This window comes from Paenibacillus sp. AGC31 (assembly GCF_057334655.1).
The window spans coordinates 181,125-199,432 of record NZ_JBHFJH010000032.1; the positions used below are offsets into that span (position 1 = coordinate 181,125).

The window sequence follows — 18,308 nt, forward strand, 5'->3', positions numbered from 1 at the left end:
ATAAATTCAACTTGAATAATTACACAAAACGGAGAGGACAGAAATGACCTGAAGAAGCGTAGCGCTCGCCTTTATCCCCGGATTTTCCCATTTTAAAAAGGAATCAAAAAAATCTGGGGATAACAGCGATCGGAAGGTTATTCTGTCATCGAAGTGGCCAGTGTAAATATAATTTAGTTCGATTTGTATGAATCGCCACCATCCTGCAGGATTTCCCCGGGAGGAACCTACTTTTGTTTGACAACAAGGAAACGTTCAAGAGTATCTTTACACGGAATCTGGTCAGCAAATTGGGCAAACCGATTGAAGAAGCAACACAGGAAGACGTGTACCACGTACTGGGAAGCATGATTCGTGAATATGCAGGCCAGGATTGGGCAGCGTCGAATCAGGGGTTCAAGCAGCGCCAGGATAAACAGGTCTATTACTTCTCGCTGGAATTCCTGATTGGACGTCTGCTCGGCAACAATCTGCTGAATGTAAATGAATTGGAATTGGTTCGTGATAGTTTAGCTGATCTGGGTTTCTCCTTGGAAGAGGTGGAAGAGCAGGAGGCGGATGCAGGACTCGGTAACGGAGGTCTGGGACGACTCGCTGCCTGTTTCCTGGATTCACTCGCTTCACTCCGATATGCAGGACATGGTTGCGGGATTCGATATAAATACGGGTTGTTTGAGCAAAAAATCATCAATGGTAATCAGGTCGAGTTGCCCGACAATTGGCTGGATAAGGGCAATGAATGGGAAGTCCGCCGTCCAGACAAAAAGGTGGAAGTACAGTTCTGGGGCCGGGTAGAAGCTCATGAGCAGGATGGAGAATATCAGTTTGTTACAAAAGATGCCGAATCGGTTGTCGCCATTCCCTATGACGTGCCTGTCATCGGTTATGGTCAAACCCATGTGAATACATTGCGACTCTGGAGTGCCGAGCCAAAGCGCGAGACTTCACTTGACACCCCTTCTAACTACTACGGTTATCTGGATTATAGCCGATCGGTTGAATCGATCTCGGAGTTTCTATATCCGGATGATTCCCAGTACGAAGGAAAGCTGCTGCGATTGAAGCAGCAATACTTCATGTGCTCAGCAGGTGTACAGAGCGCCTTGCGTACGTTCAACAAGCTGGAGCTAGCGTATGATCGTTTGCCTGATAAAGTGGCCTTCCACATTAATGACACGCATCCAACCTTGGTTATTCCAGAACTGATGCGCATCCTGATTGATGTGAAGGGGTATGGCTGGGATGAAGCATGGGATATCACAACTCGTACTGTATCGTATACCAATCATACAACGCTTAGTGAGGCTCTTGAGAAGTGGCCTGTATCCATGATCAGCAGGCTGCTGCCACGAATCTACATGATCATTGAAGAGATCAACAAACGCTTCTGTGGCATGCTGCTGGACCGGTATCCGGGAGATCAGGATCGCATAGGGCATCTGGCGATTGTTGCGAACGATCAGGTACGGATGGCACATCTGGCGATTGTAGGCAGTCATAGCGTGAATGGTGTTGCTGCTTTGCATACCGAGATTCTGAAAGAGCGCGAGATGGCTCCGTTCTATGAACTGTATCCAGAACGTTTCAATAACAAAACGAATGGTATCACCCATCGCCGCTGGTTAATGCATGCCAATCCGAAACTGTCGGATCTGATTACGGATACAATCGGTAACGATTGGATAACAGAGCCGGGCAAGCTGGACCAGTTGGCTGGCTTTGCGGATAATACATCATTCCAGGAGCAGTTCCGTTTGATTAAGCGGGATAACAAAGAGCGGCTTGCTGCGTATATTCTGGACCATACCGGAACAGCAGTGAATCCGGATTCCATCTTTGATGTACAGGTGAAGAGACTACACGGGTACAAACGTCAACTGTTGAACATTCTGCATGTTATGCATTTGTATAACCGCCTTAAGAATGATGCTTCGTTTGATATGGTACCACGTACGTTCATCTTTGGTGCCAAGGCAGCGCCGAGTTATTATTTTGCCAAGAAAATTATCAAGCTAATTAACAACGTGGCTGACACGGTGAATCGGGATGCGGCCGTGAATGACCGCTTGAAGGTATTTTTCCTCGAAAATTATTCCGTCTCTCTTGCAGAGAAAATCATTCCCGCTGCGGATGTTAGTGAACAGATCTCAACCGCAGGTAAGGAAGCTTCCGGTACGGGCAACATGAAATTTATGATGAACGGTGCTTTAACGATTGGCACGATGGATGGAGCCAACGTGGAGATGGCAGAGCAGGTTGGGGAAGAAAATATGTTCATCTATGGTCTGCGTGCAGACGAAGTGCTTGAGTATTATCGTTCTGGCAGCTATCGTCCGAATGAGATTGTGCAGCACGATGAACGCATTCGCGAGGTCGTGGAGCAATTAGTGCATCCAGGTGCATTCTGTTATCGTGACGGGGAGTTCTGGGATATTTATGACTCCTTGCTGGCCCATGGTGATGAATACTTTGTATTACGTGATTTTGCTGCTTATGCAGACGCGCATGCTGCCATTGACCAGGCGTATCGCGATATTCCGGGCTGGACTCGGAAAGCGATATTAAACACGGCACATTCCGGCATATTCTCCAGTGATCGTACCATTAGTGAGTATGCGTCAGATATCTGGGGTATTCATCCCGTGTCCGGGAACTGGAAAGGTTAAGAATAGATTGTTAGACAACCAAGTCCCCTTGTTCGCAAGAGAGATCTCTGCTGGTAAATCAACCAGCGTAGAGAGCATCCCCTTGTAGAACAAGGGGATTTTGGCATACAGCGTATCATAGTGTCATTCAACTTGAAGATAACCGAAACTCGCGTATTTTTCATCATACAAGTTCGCACACAAAATCAAAAAAATGATCTGGATCTCAGTCATACTACATAAGAAATCGTTTGATATTTTGAATTAGATAGGGGAGCCGTCACTATGGATCATTACACACGAATTCAGCTTGCTATTGAATATTTGGAGCAGCATTTGCAAGATGAGTTTAATATCAGAGAGACGTCCGCTGCTGCGAGCTTTTCGGCGTTTCATTTTCAACGTTTATTCCAGGCGATCACCGGGTTCACAGTACTCGAATATGTGCGCAGACGCAGATTAACGGAAGCCGCAGGGTTACTGAGAGACACATCCCAAGGCATATTGGACATTGCAATGAGCTTTGGCTATCAATCCCAAGAGGCATTTACCCGTGCATTTTCAGCCTACTTTGGAATGACACCCGCGAAGCTGCGTAAGCTGGAAGCGGAGCAATTGTCTCTTTTGAAGATGCAACAGAGCATTGATTTTAATGATTATCGAACTTCGCTTGGTGGAACATTCCACATGAACACACCCCGTCTAGTTACACGGGAACCGAACTGGATTGTCGGCTATGATTATAAGACCAATCTGAATGACAATCAGCATTATGCCGAGATACCCGGATTTTATCACGATTTTGGGTTGGAACAGAGATTCATGGTTATCCCGGAGAGGACACGCCCTGATATGGCATACGGTGTGGCTTGTCATTTTGAAGAGAATGGAGCATTTTCTTTTATTGTGGGTGAAGAAAGCGGTGGAGCATCGCAGATACTAGAACCCGGTTTTACCTCGATTGAAATTCCCGGCGGCTTGTATGCAGAGTTCACCGTGGAAGGCTCCGGGCAGGATATCCGTAAAATGATCTATGGCAGCTGGCTGCCGCAGTCGAACTATGAACGGAGGGAAGGGCCGGACTTTGAAGTGACAGATGTCTGGAAATCGACCCCTGAACAACTGGACATGAAGATCTATATCCCGTTAAAATAGACCTTACCGCTTCGCGGAAAACAAGGTCGGAGGATAGAAGGAATGAACGAAAAGTCGTGGCTCCACTCCAAGTGGATGCTGACCATTGTTGCTTGCATGGCAGTCCTTTACATACTGATTATGGGCATTTTACTGTTCATCAGCGGCCGAACACCAGGCATGTATTATCAATATAATCTCGTACCCTTCGAGACCATTCGGCCACTTCTATTGGAGAGGGAGAGGTACAATACAGATACCTGGGTCAAAAACCTGTTTGGCAATATCGTATTGTTCATTCCGTTGGGCATCTGGATTCCATGGTTGTTTCGGAGGTGTCGTTCGTTCCTGACCTTTACATCTACAGTTGTTTTGCTTCTGCTGGGTGTCGAGGTCACACAATTGATTACACGTGTAGGTTCGTTTGATGTGGATGACATCATTCTGAACACGATCGGTGCCTGGATAGGTTACGCCGGATTTAAGTTAATTTTATTTTCACAAAGAAGGACTCGGAATTGAGCCGCAGATCGCGGTCCATCACCGGGTCTTTTTGCATAAGATACCTTTCAAATGTTTACAAGGGAATCATTTCGGATAAAACATATTAACGGCTTATTTATATCGTGAGCAGAGATTATATATATAAATTGAACTAAACATTTACACGAAACGGAGAGGACAGAAATAACCTGAGGAAGCGAAAGAGTTCGCCTAAAAGCTTTCTGAAAGAAAGCTGCATCGGAAGCATACGCTATCACCGGATTTTCCCCTTATAAGGGGAATTCATAAAATCTGGGGATAACAGCGATCGGAAGGTTGTTCTGTCATCGGAGTGTCTAGTGTAAATATTCTTTTGTTCAATTTATATATTGAACAATGATGAGAGCGAGGTGGGCGATATCGTTTGGTGGAAAGAGAGTGTGGTATACCAGATTTATCCGAGCAGCTTTAAAGATTCGGACGGGGATGGATATGGCGACTTGCAGGGAATCTATGAGAAGCTCGATTATTTGGAGAATTTAGGCGTAGATGTGATCTGGCTCTGTCCCATTTATGATTCACCAGGACAAGATAACGGATATGATATCCGGGATTACTACGGCATTTTACGTAAGTATGGGACGATGGAGGATTTTGATCGATTATTGGCAGAGGCACACAAGCGTGGTCTCAAGATCATGATGGACCTGGTACTGAATCATACGTCGGATGAACATGCGTGGTTTGCTGAATCGCGTTCATCAAAGATAAATCCGAAACGGGATTATTATATTTGGCGTTCAGGCAAAAATGGTCAGGTGCCGAATAACTGGGAGTCCTATTTTGGAGGTTCGGTGTGGAAGCATGATCCCGAGACAAATGAGTATTATCTGCATCTGTATTCGGAACAGCAACCGGATCTCAACTGGAACAATGCACAGATGGCAGAAGAGATGTATGAGATGGTGCATTGGTGGCTGGAAAAAGGGGTCGACGGATTCCGTTTCGATGCAGTAGCGCATATCGCCAAGGCAGAGGGTCTGCCAAGTGCCCACAATCCGGATAATCTGCCGGTGGTTCCAGCGTATCAGCTCTTTTCCAACCTGGAACAGGTACACTCGATTTTGAAGAAACTGAATAACATGATCCTGAAACCTTACGGACCCATGACGGTTGGCGAGACTTCCGGACTTGGGCCTGAGCAGGCCTTGGCTTATGTGGGGACGGATCGTGACGAACTTAATATGGTATTCCAGTTTGAGCATATGTTTATCGATGCCAAATCCTCCGGAATTGGTAAATGGAACTATAAGGAATGGAAATTGACAGATCTCAAAGAAATCATGAGCCGGTGGCAAACAGTTTTACATGGTAGAGGCTGGAACGCCAATTATATGGGCAACCATGATCAGCCACGTCCGGTTTCCCGTTTTGGTGATGACGGTAAATATCGGGTGCGTTCTGCTCAAATGCTGGCGACATGGATGCTTACACTCGAAGGGACCCCCTACATCTATCAAGGAGAAGAGATCGGCATGACCAATGTCGCTTTTCAGGATATCGAACAATACCGGGACATTGAGACCAAAAATTATTACAATCATTACATTGGTCAAGGTAAGTCGAAGCACGAAGTCATGCAGGCGATCTGGCTGAAGAGCCGCGATAATGCCCGCACGCCGATGCAATGGGATGAGACGGAACACGCAGGGTTTACCCAGGGGCAGCCGTGGATTCAGGTGAATGATAATTATCCTGAGATTAATGTGGCTGATGCCGAAAGTGATCCGCAATCCATTTTGCATTATTACCGTAAGTTAATTGCGCTTCGCAAACAACATAAAGTGCTTATCTATGGCGCATATGAGCTGTTACTGCCGGATGATCCGGATATCTATGCCTATACCCGAACGCTGGAAGATGAGCAGATGCTGGTCATTCTGAATTTCCGTGGCCATGAACCTGAGATGCACTGGCCGGAAGGCTGGGATTCCGAGCATGCCAAACTGATCATTAGTAACGTAAGCAGACGTTATTCTACCGATGAAGGTGCCATTCAGCTTCAGCCGTATGAAGCAAGGGTATATCGTAAGTAGCGGTGACACGGAGGCTAGCGTAATTTTGCGTTGGTGAAGAGCTATGATTTATAATGAATAGTGGTTTCAAAATAATCAAAACATATGTCGGGAGGAATCCAAGTTGTTGAATATTACGTTCCACGGTCACTCCAGTGTTCAGCTGGGCACAGAAGAAAAGTCTCTGATCATTGATCCCTTCCTGCGTGGCAACGAGCTTGCCGTCACGAAGCCTGAAGATATTAAGACAGATATTGTGTTGCTGACACATGCACATATGGATCACATCCTCGATGCTGAGCCTATTGCCAAAGCAAATAACGCCAAAGTTGTGGCTATTGTGGAATTGGCTACATATATGTCTTGGAAAGGTCTGGATACACTCGGCATGAACATGGGCGGAACGGTAGATCTTGATTTTGCTCAAGCCAAAATGATTCAGGCGTTCCATACTTCGGGGATTGTGCTGGAAGAAGAACAACGGATCATGTATGCAGGTTTGCCTGCTGGATATATCATTAATATTGGTGGTAAAACGATTTTGCATGCCGGAGACACAAGTCTCTTCGGGGATATGAAAATGATCGGTGATCGTCATGATATTGATGTAGCTTTCTTGCCGATTGGTGGACATTTCACTATGGGACCTGAGGATGCGCTGCAAGCGGCCGAATGGTTTAATGCCAAACTGACGATTCCGGTTCATTATGATACATTCCCGGTGATTCGTCAGGATGCGGAACACTTCGTGCAACAACTAGCTGGAAAAGGGTTGGAAGGCCGTGTGCTCGCCCCCGGAGAATCTATTACCCTGTGATGCACATTTAACCGCTGTTCAATAATAAATGGATTTATGGATAAAGACGAATATCACGTTAAGATAACTGACGTGATATTCGTCTTTTTTCGGTTTTAGGTTCAATTTTCACCGATAGAGTTGGTACAAATGACAAAAACATTGAAATTCCATTGTTGAACTCCCTTTTAGAATGATATAAAAAGTTACACGGAAACCAAACAGAAATCCGAATTGACCGCAAACAGGGGGAGCGTTCATGTCATTTATGAAATCATTATTTTTTCAAATTATTGTAGCGGTAATCATCGGGATTGGCGTAGGCATTCTGTGGCCGGATCTGGGTAGCTTGCTGCAACCGCTCGGAACAGGTTTCATCAAATTGATCAAGATGATCATCGCACCACTGATTTTCATGGTGATTGTAACAGGCATTGCCAAAATCGGTGATCTGAAGTCGGTAGGTCGCATCGGGCTGAAAGCCATCGTGTGGTTCGAGATTGCAACTACAGTGGCGCTGGTACTTGGATTGGGAACAGCCAATCTGCTTCGCCCCGGTGCCGGAATGAACGTGGACCCTTCAACCATAGACGCAAGCGGCATTGAAGCGAAAACCAATGGTTCCGAGTTACCGCACACGGTAGACTTTATCATGAATATTATTCCGACAAGTGTTGTGGATGCCTTTGCACAAAATGCACTTCTGCAAGTACTGCTCGTGGCCTGCCTGTTCGGGGTTGCGCTGGCAGCAACGGAGAGTAAGGCAAAAGAGAATGTACTTACGCTGATTGAGAACTTGCTCGGCATTATGTTCCGCATCATCGGTTATATCATGAAACTCGCGCCAATTGGTGCATTTGGAGCCATGGCTTACACGGTAGGTGCCTATGGGGCTTCCACTTTATCATCCTTTGGTCTGTTAATTCTGGCCTGTTACGGCGCAGCGCTGCTGTTTCTGGTCATGCTGGCATTGGCTGCCTGGTGGATTACCGGGCTGAATTTCCTGCAATTTGTGAAGTATACCCGTTCTGAAGTGATGCTGGCAATTGGAACCGGATCCTCAGAAGTGGTGATGCCACGCATGATGGACAAACTAACCAAGGCGGGTTGTGATCGTGCGGTTGTGGGTCTTGTAGTGCCGACGGGGTACTCGTTTAATCTGGATGGCGCTTCGATCTATTTATCCTTGGCAACGGTTTTTGTTGCTCAGGCCGTAGGGATTGAACTGACATTGATGCAGCAGATTACGATTTTGCTGGTGTTGATGTTAAGTTCCAAAGGCATGGCAGGAGTACCTGGCTCCGCATTCTTGGCCCTGTCTGCAACGGCAGTGGCTGTCAATGCTTTTCCGGTAGCAGCGGTTGCTCTGCTGCTTGGTGCAGATCGATTCATGGATACAATGCGTGTATTCACCAACCTGATGGGCAACTGTGTCGCAGCATTTGTGGTGGCAAAATGGGAAGGTCTGCTGGATCAAAAGCGAATGCGTGCCGTACTCTCTGGTGAGATCAGTGCTGCTGAACTGGAAAGGGAAGAGCAAGCTGCACTATCTTTATTAATGTTGAATATGCAGGAAAAACAAGGGAAAACCGTAGTTTCACCGGAGATGTCGTAAGAGGCGTGTCTCCGCTGTGGTGATGAAGTCAAGTGACAGCAACCCTATAATAACAATCCATTACAACAGTAAAAAACAGTAGAATACATTTAAAAAGTTCAACCAAGTTCAACCAAATTAGACCGTCTGTTGCCCGCACCAATGGTGGGAAGAACAGACGGTTTTTTGTTGTCCCAATACAGATATCATTGGGTTCACGAACGCAGGTTCCAAAATAAATGTTACAGAGGAAAGATTTATGGGGAATGTGTAGAAGAGGCGAAGAATATACATATTATAGTTTCAACTTGTATATACATGTTTACTTATGTAATATAGATATGAAGTTAACCGAGAACATCACATAAGAGCATTACAATTTATTGGAGGCGTTAACATGAGTTCTAATAACACAACTCCGTCATCTTGGTGGAAGACATCAACGGTGTATCAGGTATATCCGAAGAGTTTTAATGATACAACCGGATCGGGTACTGGAGATATTCGTGGATTAACCGAGAAGCTTGATTATTTGCAGCATCTGGGTATCGATATTGTGTGGTTGCAGCCGGTATATGTATCTCCGCAGCATGATAATGGGTATGACGTAGCGGACTATTATCGGATTAATCCGGATTATGGAACGATGGAGGATTTTGACGAATTGCTGAAAGGTCTGAAGGCTCGTGATATGAAACTGATGATTGATATCGTGGTGAATCACTCCTCGACCGATCATGAGTGGTTCCAGCAATCCCGTTCTTCCAAGGATAATCCGTATCGGGATTATTATATTTGGAAAGATCCTGCTCCGGATGGCGGTGTGCCAAACAACTGGCAATCCAAGTTCGGTGGGCCTGCTTGGCAGTTCGATGAACAGACGGGACAATATTTCCTGACTTTATTTGATAAAACGCAGGCAGATCTCAATTGGGAGAATGAAGAAGTACGCAAAGCTGTACGGGATATGATCAAGTTCTGGGCCGAAAAAGGTGTGGATGGTTTCCGTATGGACGTGATCAACCTGATCTCCAAAGACCAGCGGTTCCCTGATGATGATGGTAGCGTGTCACCGGGTGATGGACGCAAATACTACACGGATGGACCGCGTGTGCATGAGTACATCACCGAGATGTACGATGAAGTATTCGGGCCTTACAACATGGTGACCGTAGGGGAAATGTCCTCCACAACACTGGAACATTGTATCCAATATTCGAACCCGGCTTCCCGGGAGTTTTCGATGACGTTTAACTTCCATCACCTGAAAGTGGATTATCCGAATGGTCAGAAGTGGGAACTGATGCCGTATGATTTCGAAGCGATGAAGCAGCTCTTTAGTGAGTGGCAGACAGGCATGCAAGCTGGTGGTGGCTGGAACGCCCTGTTCCTTAATAACCATGATCAGCCTCGGGCATTATCCCGATTCGCCGATGATGGTGATTATCGTGCCGAAAGTGCGAAGATGCTTGCAACAACGATACACGGCATGCAAGGTACACCTTATGTCTACCAGGGTGAAGAGATCGGCATGCCGAATCCGGTCTGGAATGACGTTAGCGAGTTCCGCGATATCGAATCAACGAACATGTACCGCCTGCTTCAGGAAGAACGAGGTAAATCCGCTGAAGAGGCTTTCAACATTGTAAAAGAGCGTTCCCGGGACAACTCCCGCACACCGATGCAGTGGAATGGAAGTAAGAACGCCGGATTTACTACCGGAACACCTTGGCTGAAGGTGGATGAGCGGTATCCTTCCATTCACGTGGAACAGCAGCTGGCTGATCCAGATTCGATCTACTACCACTACCGCAAATTGATTGCCCTACGTAAACAGGTTAACGTGCTGATCGACGGTCTGTATGAACGATTGGACGATGCACACCCGGATGTATTCGCGTACGCACGGACCAATGGAAGTGAAACCCTGATTGTTGTATCCAACTTCAGTAAACGAGACGTCACGTTCTCGCTTCCGGAAGTGGTCTGGAATGATCACATTACAGGCAAATCAGCAGAGTTACTCATAGGAAATACGGAGGCAGCCCCTGCGCTGACGCAGGAAATCTCTCTCAGTCCGTATGCATCCTATATGTGGCTTGTGCCACAACAGGACTAATCACATTTTATAAATAGGAAGTGACACTATGGCAATCGATAAAAAACAGGTTGAGGAGATCGTCCGGGCAGTCGGTGGCAAAGAGAATATTGAAGCTGCTACACACTGTGTTACACGACTCCGGTTTGCCTTGTATGATGAGAGTAAAGTGGATACTGAAAGTCTGGATCAGAATGATCTGGTTAAAGGACAATTCTCTTCCCAAGGACAATTCCAGGTCGTTATTGGGCCTGGTCTGGTAGATAAAGTCTATGATGAGATGATTCAGATTACCGGGGGAGATCGTTCTTCCAAGGATGATGTGAAGGTGGTTGCTGGTAAAAAGCAAAATCCAATTCAGCGAGCGATTAAAACACTCTCGGATATTTTCATTCCGATCTTGCCTGCAATCATTACGGCAGGTCTTTTGCTCGGGATTAACAATATTCTGACAGGTCCAGGCATTTTCTTTGATGGAAAATCACTGGTGGATGTTTATCCAGCCTGGAAGGATCTTGCGTCCATTATTAATACGATTGCCAGTACAGCCTTCACGTTCCTGCCGGCTCTAATTGGTTGGGCAGCTGTAAAAAGGTTTGGAGGCAGTCCGCTGCTCGGGATCGTGCTGGGTCTCATTTTGGTACATCCCGATCTGCTGAGTGCATATGGTTACGCTGATGCTGTGAATAATGGCACGGTGCCAACATGGAATCTGTTCGGTTGGGAGATTGAGAAGATCGGTTATCAAGGGCAGGTTCTGCCAGTACTGGTATCGGCCTATCTGCTTGCAAAGATGGAAATTTTCCTGAACAAAAGGGTACATGATTCAATTAAACTGCTGGTCGTTGCACCAGTTACGTTGCTGATTACCGGATTCTTGGCATTTACGATTATTGGACCGGTTACATTTGCTATTGCAAATGCAATTACATCCGGCTTGATCTATGTATACGATTCATACGCGGCGCTGGGTGGTCTGATCTACGGTGGTTTATACGCTTTGCTCGTTATCACCGGTATGCATCACACGTTCCTCGCGGTCGATGTTCAGCTCATCGGTAGTCAGGGTGGTACGTTCCTGTGGCCGATGCTGGCATTGTCTAATATCGCACAGGGTTCAGCGGCACTTGCGATGATGCTTGTCCTGCGTGAGAAGAAAATGAGAGGACTTGCAGCAACGTCCTCGGTATCGGCCTTCCTCGGGGTAACTGAGCCGGCGATCTTCGGCGTGAATATCCGTTATCGTTATCCGTTTATCTTTGGTATGGTCGGTTCCGCGATTGGCGGTGTGTTGCTGACGATGAATAATGTTCAGGCAACATCCATCGGTGTAGGTGGCGTACCGGGATTCCTGTCGATTTTCCCTAACAAATGGGGTGTCTTCTTCATCGGCATGGCGATTGTCCTGGTTGTACCATTTGTACTGACCGTCCTTTTTGGCAGAGCCAAACTGAGAAAAGAAGATCGTAGTGCAAGCAATGAAACCATTAATGAGCCTAAAGCGGTTACGTCGCAGTCTGCTTCGGGTGTTACCTCTTCAACTGCAAAAACAGATCCAAACCAGCGCACACGTAGTGCAGCTCAAGTAGGAGACGAAGCCGTGAATACACTGGAAATCATGGCGCCATTAACAGGCCAGGCCGTATCACTGGAGCAAGTACCAGATCCGGCTTTTGCCGAGAAACAGATGGGTGAGGGTGTAGCAATTGAACCTTCCGGCAATGTTGTTGTTGCCCCGTTTGATGCTCAGGTAGCTCATGTGATCAAAAGTAAACATGCGGTGATTCTTGAACACGCGAGTGGATTACAGGTTCTGATCCATGTCGGGATTAATACCGTATCCCTCAAGGGTGAAGGCTTCAACATGCATGTGGAAGCTGGCGAGCATGTAAAGGCTGGACAAAAGCTGTTGGAGTTTGATCGTAAGGTAATTGAAGATGCGGGATACCCGCTGATTACCCCGATTATCATTCCAGATGGTCAGGATATGGTTGAACGGGTGGAAGTCACGACAGGTGATGTTAGATCCAATCAAAATGGTGTGTTGAAGGTTCATCTGAAAGGTTAATTGAATACAACAACAAGAAGGGGCTGCGTGATGTGCAGCTCCTTTTTTGTTGTGAGATCGTTATTTTCATGGCGATCATGGTAAACTGTATATAAAATGGAAGAATCACATTTTTAAAATAATGGTGGTTGGAAAGGTTCTTCTGACAAAGCAAGCTTCAGGCATGTTCGAGTCGTGGCGTTCATATGGTGGAGAAAGAGATCCTAGATCGATGAGGAGGAGAGCCATGACACGTATTGCGGTGATGGTTATTCATGGGCTGGGTATGCGGAAGGATGGGTACGCGGACAAGCTGATTGCTTGTTTGCATAAGGAATTGGACAAGGTGATGGTCTTGCCTGGAGCCTCCAAACAGATGCTCGATATCGAACCTGTATATTGGGCGGATGTATTTGAGGAGCGGGAAGAGGCGCTCTTTCAACAGCTCGTCAGCTCTCCGGGATTGAACTTTCAGGCGTTGCGCCGATTTGTCATCCACTACCTGGCTGATGCGGTTGCTTATCAACCGGTGGAAAATCAAGGCCATAACTACGATGCCGTACATCGAACGTTGAATCAGGCGATGCATACCCTTGCACAGCGTAATGGACCGGAAGCTCCGCTCTGTGTGGTTGCCCATAGTTTGGGTGCCGTAATCGCCAGTAACTTCTTCTACGATCTGCAATATCCGTCCAGTCGTGTGCCTGAGGTTGTGGATGTGAACTCGGCTCTGGAGCGGGGGGATACCCTGACCCATTTTTACTCGTTTGGTACAACCTTGCCCTTATGGAGTTTGCGTTACCATGACTTTAGTTGTCCAATTCAGGTGCCCTCTTCCCATGTGAATCAGTACTATGCTGGGCTGGAAGGGGAGTGGGTGAACTTCTACGATCGGGATGATATTCTGGGTTATCCATTACGCCCCATTGATCCCGCTTATGAGAAAGCGGTCAAAGAAGACATTGAAGTGAACTCTGGCGGCGTGGCTATGAGTTGGAATCCGCTAAGTCATGGGGGGTATTTTTCCAATCGAAGTATGAATCGGAGAATTGCTCAGGGACTGGCTCGAACCTGGACCTGGATAAATCGTTCATAATTAAGAGGTAGTTCAAAAAGTCCGCTTTTGATTACGAAGGATGCCTAATGGCATCATCAGCATCGAATATGGAATTCAGCCGAAATGTCCGTTGCTCACGTAGCTCTATCTACGCTCCGCTACTCCATTTCTATCTTCATCCCATCTTCTTGGTATTGAAAACCGGTCTTTTTGAACACGTATTGTCAGTACTATAAGTATTAAAATTAGGAGGGAATGTGTATGGAATGCAGGACAGGCTGTGCCGCATGTTGTATCGCGATTTCAATATCGTCACCCATACCGGGCATGGCTCATGGCAAGCCGGCAGGTGTACGTTGTGTGCAGCTTACCGATGATAATCGCTGCGGAATTTTTGGCCAAAAAGATCGTCCTGCGGTATGCAGTGGATTGCAAGCTGAGGAAGCGATGTGTGGTAGCACCGACCAAGAAGCCTTTGATATTCTAACCTGGTTGGAGCAAGAAACTGCACCAAAGGTAATATGAGTAGGTTGTTTTAATGAATTGGGATAATTATACTTAATAGGGAAGAAGGTTGATTAGAGAGGAGACGCGAATACAATGGGGCTTGTTAAACGTTTTGTATTGGTTGTAGTGAATATGATCGGAGAGTTATGGATGGGGTTTTACCGACGTAACTCGGATTATTATGACCATCAGACTTCGGAGTCCAAAAGTAAGATTGGCTATTATGCATTTATTATTGGGGCAACAGTGGTTACGGTGGGCATTGTAGGCTGGATGTACAACCGAATTTATTCATAAGTAGTCATTATGCTTAAAATTGAATGAAGCCAAATGCTGAAGTTAAGTCTGTACAAATAAAAGAGAGTATCCGCAGGACGTGACATCAATGGATACTCTCTTTGTCATGGGATCAGCTAGAAATATGATCATTGAAGTGAGGGCTTAACTTTCTTTTCTTTCAACATATGTACAAGAATCATCTTCAGTACGGAAGAGACGATGAAGAAAATAAACAGGATGCGAAATAATTGGTACCCGGATACAACCGAAAGATCGGCATTCACTTCATGTGCCATGATACTCATCTGATCCATTCCGCCAGGGGCCATACTGAGTAGTGAGGTAGCCGCCGAGAGGGAGAATACATTCATTAACAGATAACTCAATCCAAGCGCACCAGCAATGAGAAGTACACTGCTAATCACGGCTAGGGTCACCGTCTGTGTCTTACGTTGCAACTGTTCCGGCTTGAGCATCAGTCCAACGTGGCTGCCAATCATCAATTGCGATACGTTTAAGAGGGAGGTTGGCAGACTGGGCGTGTGCATCGTTGTACTTAATTGAACGACACACATGACAATCATGGGACCCAGCATAAAGGCTGTCGGAAATCGGAGTTTGCGTGCAACCCATGCACCCGCTACACAGAGCGGAGCATAGACAAGAATCTCGGGGAAAAGGGAACCCCACGTCGCTACGTCAATGAACGTATGATCCAAACCTCCACCTGCGGTACCTCCAATCCACGGACTGAACAGCAGGAACGGAACACAGAAGACAATCATGATCAGCCGAGTCACCTGCAAAAAGGTAACTAGCGTCAGATTGATAGATTTCATCTCTTCTGCAAGGGACACCATCTGGGACAGTCCTCCTGGAATGCTGCCAACCAGCAGGGAGGGGAAGTCAAAGTCGGTTACCTTTGAAGCGATGTAGGCCGTAATTACACACAATCCGATTAACAGCAAGGTCATCAGAAGCATCATAGGAAGTTGTTGCAAAATGCCGTGCAGTGCCTCTTTTGTTAAGGTGAGTCCAATCGAATAACCAACAATCAGAATGCCGTAGTCCCGAATAGAGGCAGGCCACATGAGTGGCCATTTGGCGACTTGGGAACCAAGCAGCATGAATACCATTGGGCCGAGCAACCACGGGATCGGTGTATGAATGGCTGTGAACAGCAATCCGCCAAGAACAGAGACACCCAGACTAAGAAAAAACCGAAAGACAACGTGGGAACCAAGCTTGCGCATCAGTTCCATCCGTTTAGCCTACCGGTTGAATGAGGTGGTATGAGATTCGGGTATGCATTCAGGTTTAATGAAGGATTCATGTTCATGTGTGATCACTCCTGATGATTAGATACGTTGCGTTATCTGCGGAACAACCAGACTGCTACTGTTCAACTCATTAAGATCCTGCGAGAGCCGTAGCGGAAGGTTTGGGTTCTCTGAACATTACAAAGTACATCAGTGATGAAATAACATATAGACAGCCTGTGATGCTGAATGTGATCGCGTAACCCCAGTACGTTCCGTATGTAGTGACCAGATAGGATTGAACGGGTCCCATGGTCGCCCATCCAATCATGAACGAGGTCTGCATCAGTGAATTGGCAATGCCACGACGTTTGTCCGAGATCCGATCCACCAGTATCGCTGAATGAATGGGATTGGCTGCGTTCATTAATGCTTGTCTGAATAAGAAACTGAGCGAAGCGATGAACAACAGATTGGTGAAGCCTGTTAATAGAAGGAAAGGCAGCGACATGACCTGGAAAATGACAACGGCTCTTACGCTTCCGACTTTTGCCGCCAGGGTAGGACCAATCAGCATGGATACAATCGTCATAATCTGACCAAGTGCAATTAGTAAGCTCATGCCGCTCAGAGAAACCGAGAATCGATTGGTGAAATACAGATTCAGATACGGTACAACCAGTCCGGAACCTAATCCAATTAACAACTGAGTCACTATAAACTGACCAATCAGTCGGGAATCTTTTTTCTTCGTGATCGAATCGTCCGTGCTTGGGGTATTCGTTGAATTTCCTTCTAGACCCGAATCGGGTTGAAGAACGGGTTGCGCCGTAATCGTGGTCTGCGGAGCAGCCTTGCCTTCGGTTACAAATAACAGTGGAATAAATGCAGCTAGTGTTGCTGCACCACCGACAAATAAAACCGTCTGCAATCCGGTCACTTTGGCGAGTCCTGCCGTATGTAACAAATCTGCGAATACACCGCCACCCAGGCTACCAAGCACCTGGGAAGCGAGCACAAGGGATGAATAATAACTGAACATTTTCAGCCGCTGGCTTTTCTTGACGTTTTCCGCCAGATAAGGAATGGCCAGTACTTGGAATACCCCAGCGAAAAGGCCAGAGAATACAGCGAACCAGATCAGCCCTGTAGCCGAATAATCGAAGGAGCGTCCGATCAGAAAGATTCCGCTGAATAACGCCCCGGTAATGAGTAATCGCTTGCGGCTGAACAGATCACCGCATAGACCGATAGGAACAAACATAATGGCTGTTGCGAGTGATTGAATACTTACAATCTGGCCGTTCATTGTATCATTATAGCCCAGACCCTGAATGTACAGATTGTACAAGACAGAGAACATGCCATTTCCGATCTGATACAGAATGCTAGCCAGGAAAAACAGTTGAATATTGCGGGACCAGCCGCGAATTTCATCATTAATATGTTGTAAAACTCTCAAGTGGTTCCCCCCAGTCTACCTGTGCAGTGATTCCAGTTTAACAGGAAAGGGGAATTTGCGGAAGAATTGACCACTGTTTATTTTGGTTCAGGGGCATCAATCACACGAGCAATGACGAATCCATCGTAACCTTTGCTACCAACCGTTTGCAGTGCTGTAGCTTCAAGCCGAGGGTGATCCGAGATCAACTGCAGGAATGATCGAACGCCTTGAACTCTGGGGTCTGTGCTGTCTGTGCGGATCACTTCACCGTCCCTGACGATATTATCACCAATAATAAGACTCCCCGGCCGAGTCAGTCGCAGGGCCCATCTCAGATAATCGGGATTACTCGGTTTGTCAGCATCGATGAAGATCATATCAAACGGTTCTCTGTATTCTTCCTGAACATCGGGAAGGGTGATTAGGGCAGGACCAACTCTAAGGTCAACCTTGTGCATCAGCCCTGCTCGTGTGAGATTGGCCCGGGCCAAGTCTGCATGGTGTGATTCTGATTCCAGTGAGACGATGCGTCCGTGTTCAGGCAGCGCTCTTGCCATCCAGATGGTACTGTATCCACCCAATGTGCCGATTTCAAGTACACGGGATGCGCCTTGGATTTGAAGCAGGAGTTGAAGTAACTTTCCTTGATTTGGTGTTACGTCATGAGCAGGGAGTCCAGCTTCGGCATTGCTTTGCAGTGTATGTTCCAGCAGGGAATCTGATGGAATCAGCAGATCATTCATGTAGTCGTCGACTTGAGTCCAGGTATGCTGTAGGTTGGTCGTATTTATATTTTTCATGTTCACATGTTCCTTTCCTTGTTCCTTGTATTGGATTTCATATTTCAACTATAAATGAAGCAGATATATAAATAAAATATATATTATGTA

At 46.5% G+C, this 18,308-nt stretch carries 14 protein-coding genes; 11 read left to right on the forward strand and 3 right to left on the reverse strand.

Features of this window, described 5'->3' with window-relative positions; translation table 11 throughout:
• Nucleotides 1–233: 233 nt before the first annotated feature.
• From ACE04G_RS20510 to ACE04G_RS20560, 11 genes are all read left to right on the forward strand, one after another.
• Nucleotides 234–2,666: a glycogen/starch/alpha-glucan phosphorylase gene (locus ACE04G_RS20510; RefSeq protein WP_449004427.1), complete on the forward strand. Its 2,433-nt coding sequence runs from the start codon at nt 234–236 to the stop codon at nt 2,664–2,666.
• Nucleotides 2,667–2,930: 264 nt separating this feature from the next.
• The gene (locus ACE04G_RS20515; RefSeq protein WP_221824928.1) at nt 2,931–3,800 is read left to right on the forward strand and encodes an effector binding domain-containing protein; all 870 of its coding nucleotides are present in this window, start codon (nt 2,931–2,933) and stop codon (nt 3,798–3,800) included.
• Nucleotides 3,801–3,842: 42 nt separating this feature from the next.
• The gene (locus ACE04G_RS20520; protein WP_221824926.1) at nt 3,843–4,301 is read left to right on the forward strand and encodes a VanZ family protein; all 459 of its coding nucleotides are present in this window, start codon (nt 3,843–3,845) and stop codon (nt 4,299–4,301) included.
• 371 nt (nt 4,302–4,672) lie between these two features.
• On the forward strand, nt 4,673–6,358 hold the full coding sequence (locus ACE04G_RS20525; RefSeq protein ID WP_486094651.1) for a glycoside hydrolase family 13 protein: 1,686 nt from the start codon (nt 4,673–4,675) through the stop codon (nt 6,356–6,358).
• Nucleotides 6,359–6,461: 103 nt separating this feature from the next.
• Complete coding sequence (locus ACE04G_RS20530) at nt 6,462–7,154, forward strand: metal-dependent hydrolase (RefSeq protein ID WP_339184443.1); 693 nt, start codon at nt 6,462–6,464, stop codon at nt 7,152–7,154.
• Nucleotides 7,155–7,392: 238 nt separating this feature from the next.
• Nucleotides 7,393–8,748, forward strand: coding sequence for a C4-dicarboxylate transporter DctA (gene dctA / locus ACE04G_RS20535; RefSeq protein ID WP_339184446.1), 1,356 nt, complete (start codon nt 7,393–7,395; stop codon nt 8,746–8,748).
• A 376-nt stretch (nt 8,749–9,124) separates the two neighbouring features.
• Nucleotides 9,125–10,846 (forward strand): alpha,alpha-phosphotrehalase, encoded by a 1,722-nt coding sequence (gene treC / locus ACE04G_RS20540; RefSeq protein WP_449004429.1) that lies wholly within the window; start codon nt 9,125–9,127, stop codon nt 10,844–10,846.
• 28 nt (nt 10,847–10,874) lie between these two features.
• Nucleotides 10,875–12,893: a PTS system trehalose-specific EIIBC component gene (treP, locus tag ACE04G_RS20545; protein ID WP_449004430.1), complete on the forward strand. Its 2,019-nt coding sequence runs from the start codon at nt 10,875–10,877 to the stop codon at nt 12,891–12,893.
• 226 nt (nt 12,894–13,119) lie between these two features.
• A complete protein-coding gene (locus ACE04G_RS20550) occupies nt 13,120–13,968 on the forward strand; it encodes a chemotaxis protein (protein WP_221824917.1) in 849 nt (282 codons plus the stop codon).
• Nucleotides 13,969–14,190: 222 nt separating this feature from the next.
• A complete protein-coding gene (locus ACE04G_RS20555; protein ID WP_449004431.1) occupies nt 14,191–14,454 on the forward strand; it encodes a YkgJ family cysteine cluster protein in 264 nt (87 codons plus the stop codon).
• Between the two features lie 75 nt (nt 14,455–14,529).
• Nucleotides 14,530–14,733, forward strand: a complete 204-nt coding sequence (locus ACE04G_RS20560) for a hypothetical protein (protein WP_017688872.1) — start codon at nt 14,530–14,532, stop codon at nt 14,731–14,733.
• A gap of 128 nt (nt 14,734–14,861) precedes the next feature.
• Here the strand turns inward: ACE04G_RS20560 and ACE04G_RS20565 are convergent, their stop codons facing one another.
• The 3 genes from ACE04G_RS20565 to ACE04G_RS20575 all read right to left on the reverse strand — a co-directional run bounded on the left by ACE04G_RS20565 (nt 14,862) and on the right by ACE04G_RS20575 (nt 18,218).
• Nucleotides 14,862–15,977, reverse strand: a complete 1,116-nt coding sequence (locus ACE04G_RS20565; protein ID WP_449004432.1) for an AbrB family transcriptional regulator — start codon at nt 15,975–15,977, stop codon at nt 14,862–14,864.
• Nucleotides 15,978–16,125: 148 nt separating this feature from the next.
• Nucleotides 16,126–17,436: an MFS transporter gene (locus tag ACE04G_RS20570; RefSeq protein WP_449004433.1), complete on the reverse strand. Its 1,311-nt coding sequence runs from the start codon at nt 17,434–17,436 to the stop codon at nt 16,126–16,128.
• Between the two features lie 77 nt (nt 17,437–17,513).
• Entirely contained in the window at nt 17,514–18,218 is a 705-nt protein-coding gene (locus ACE04G_RS20575) for an O-methyltransferase (protein ID WP_449004434.1), read from the reverse strand.
• Nucleotides 18,219–18,308: the final 90 nt, after the last annotated feature.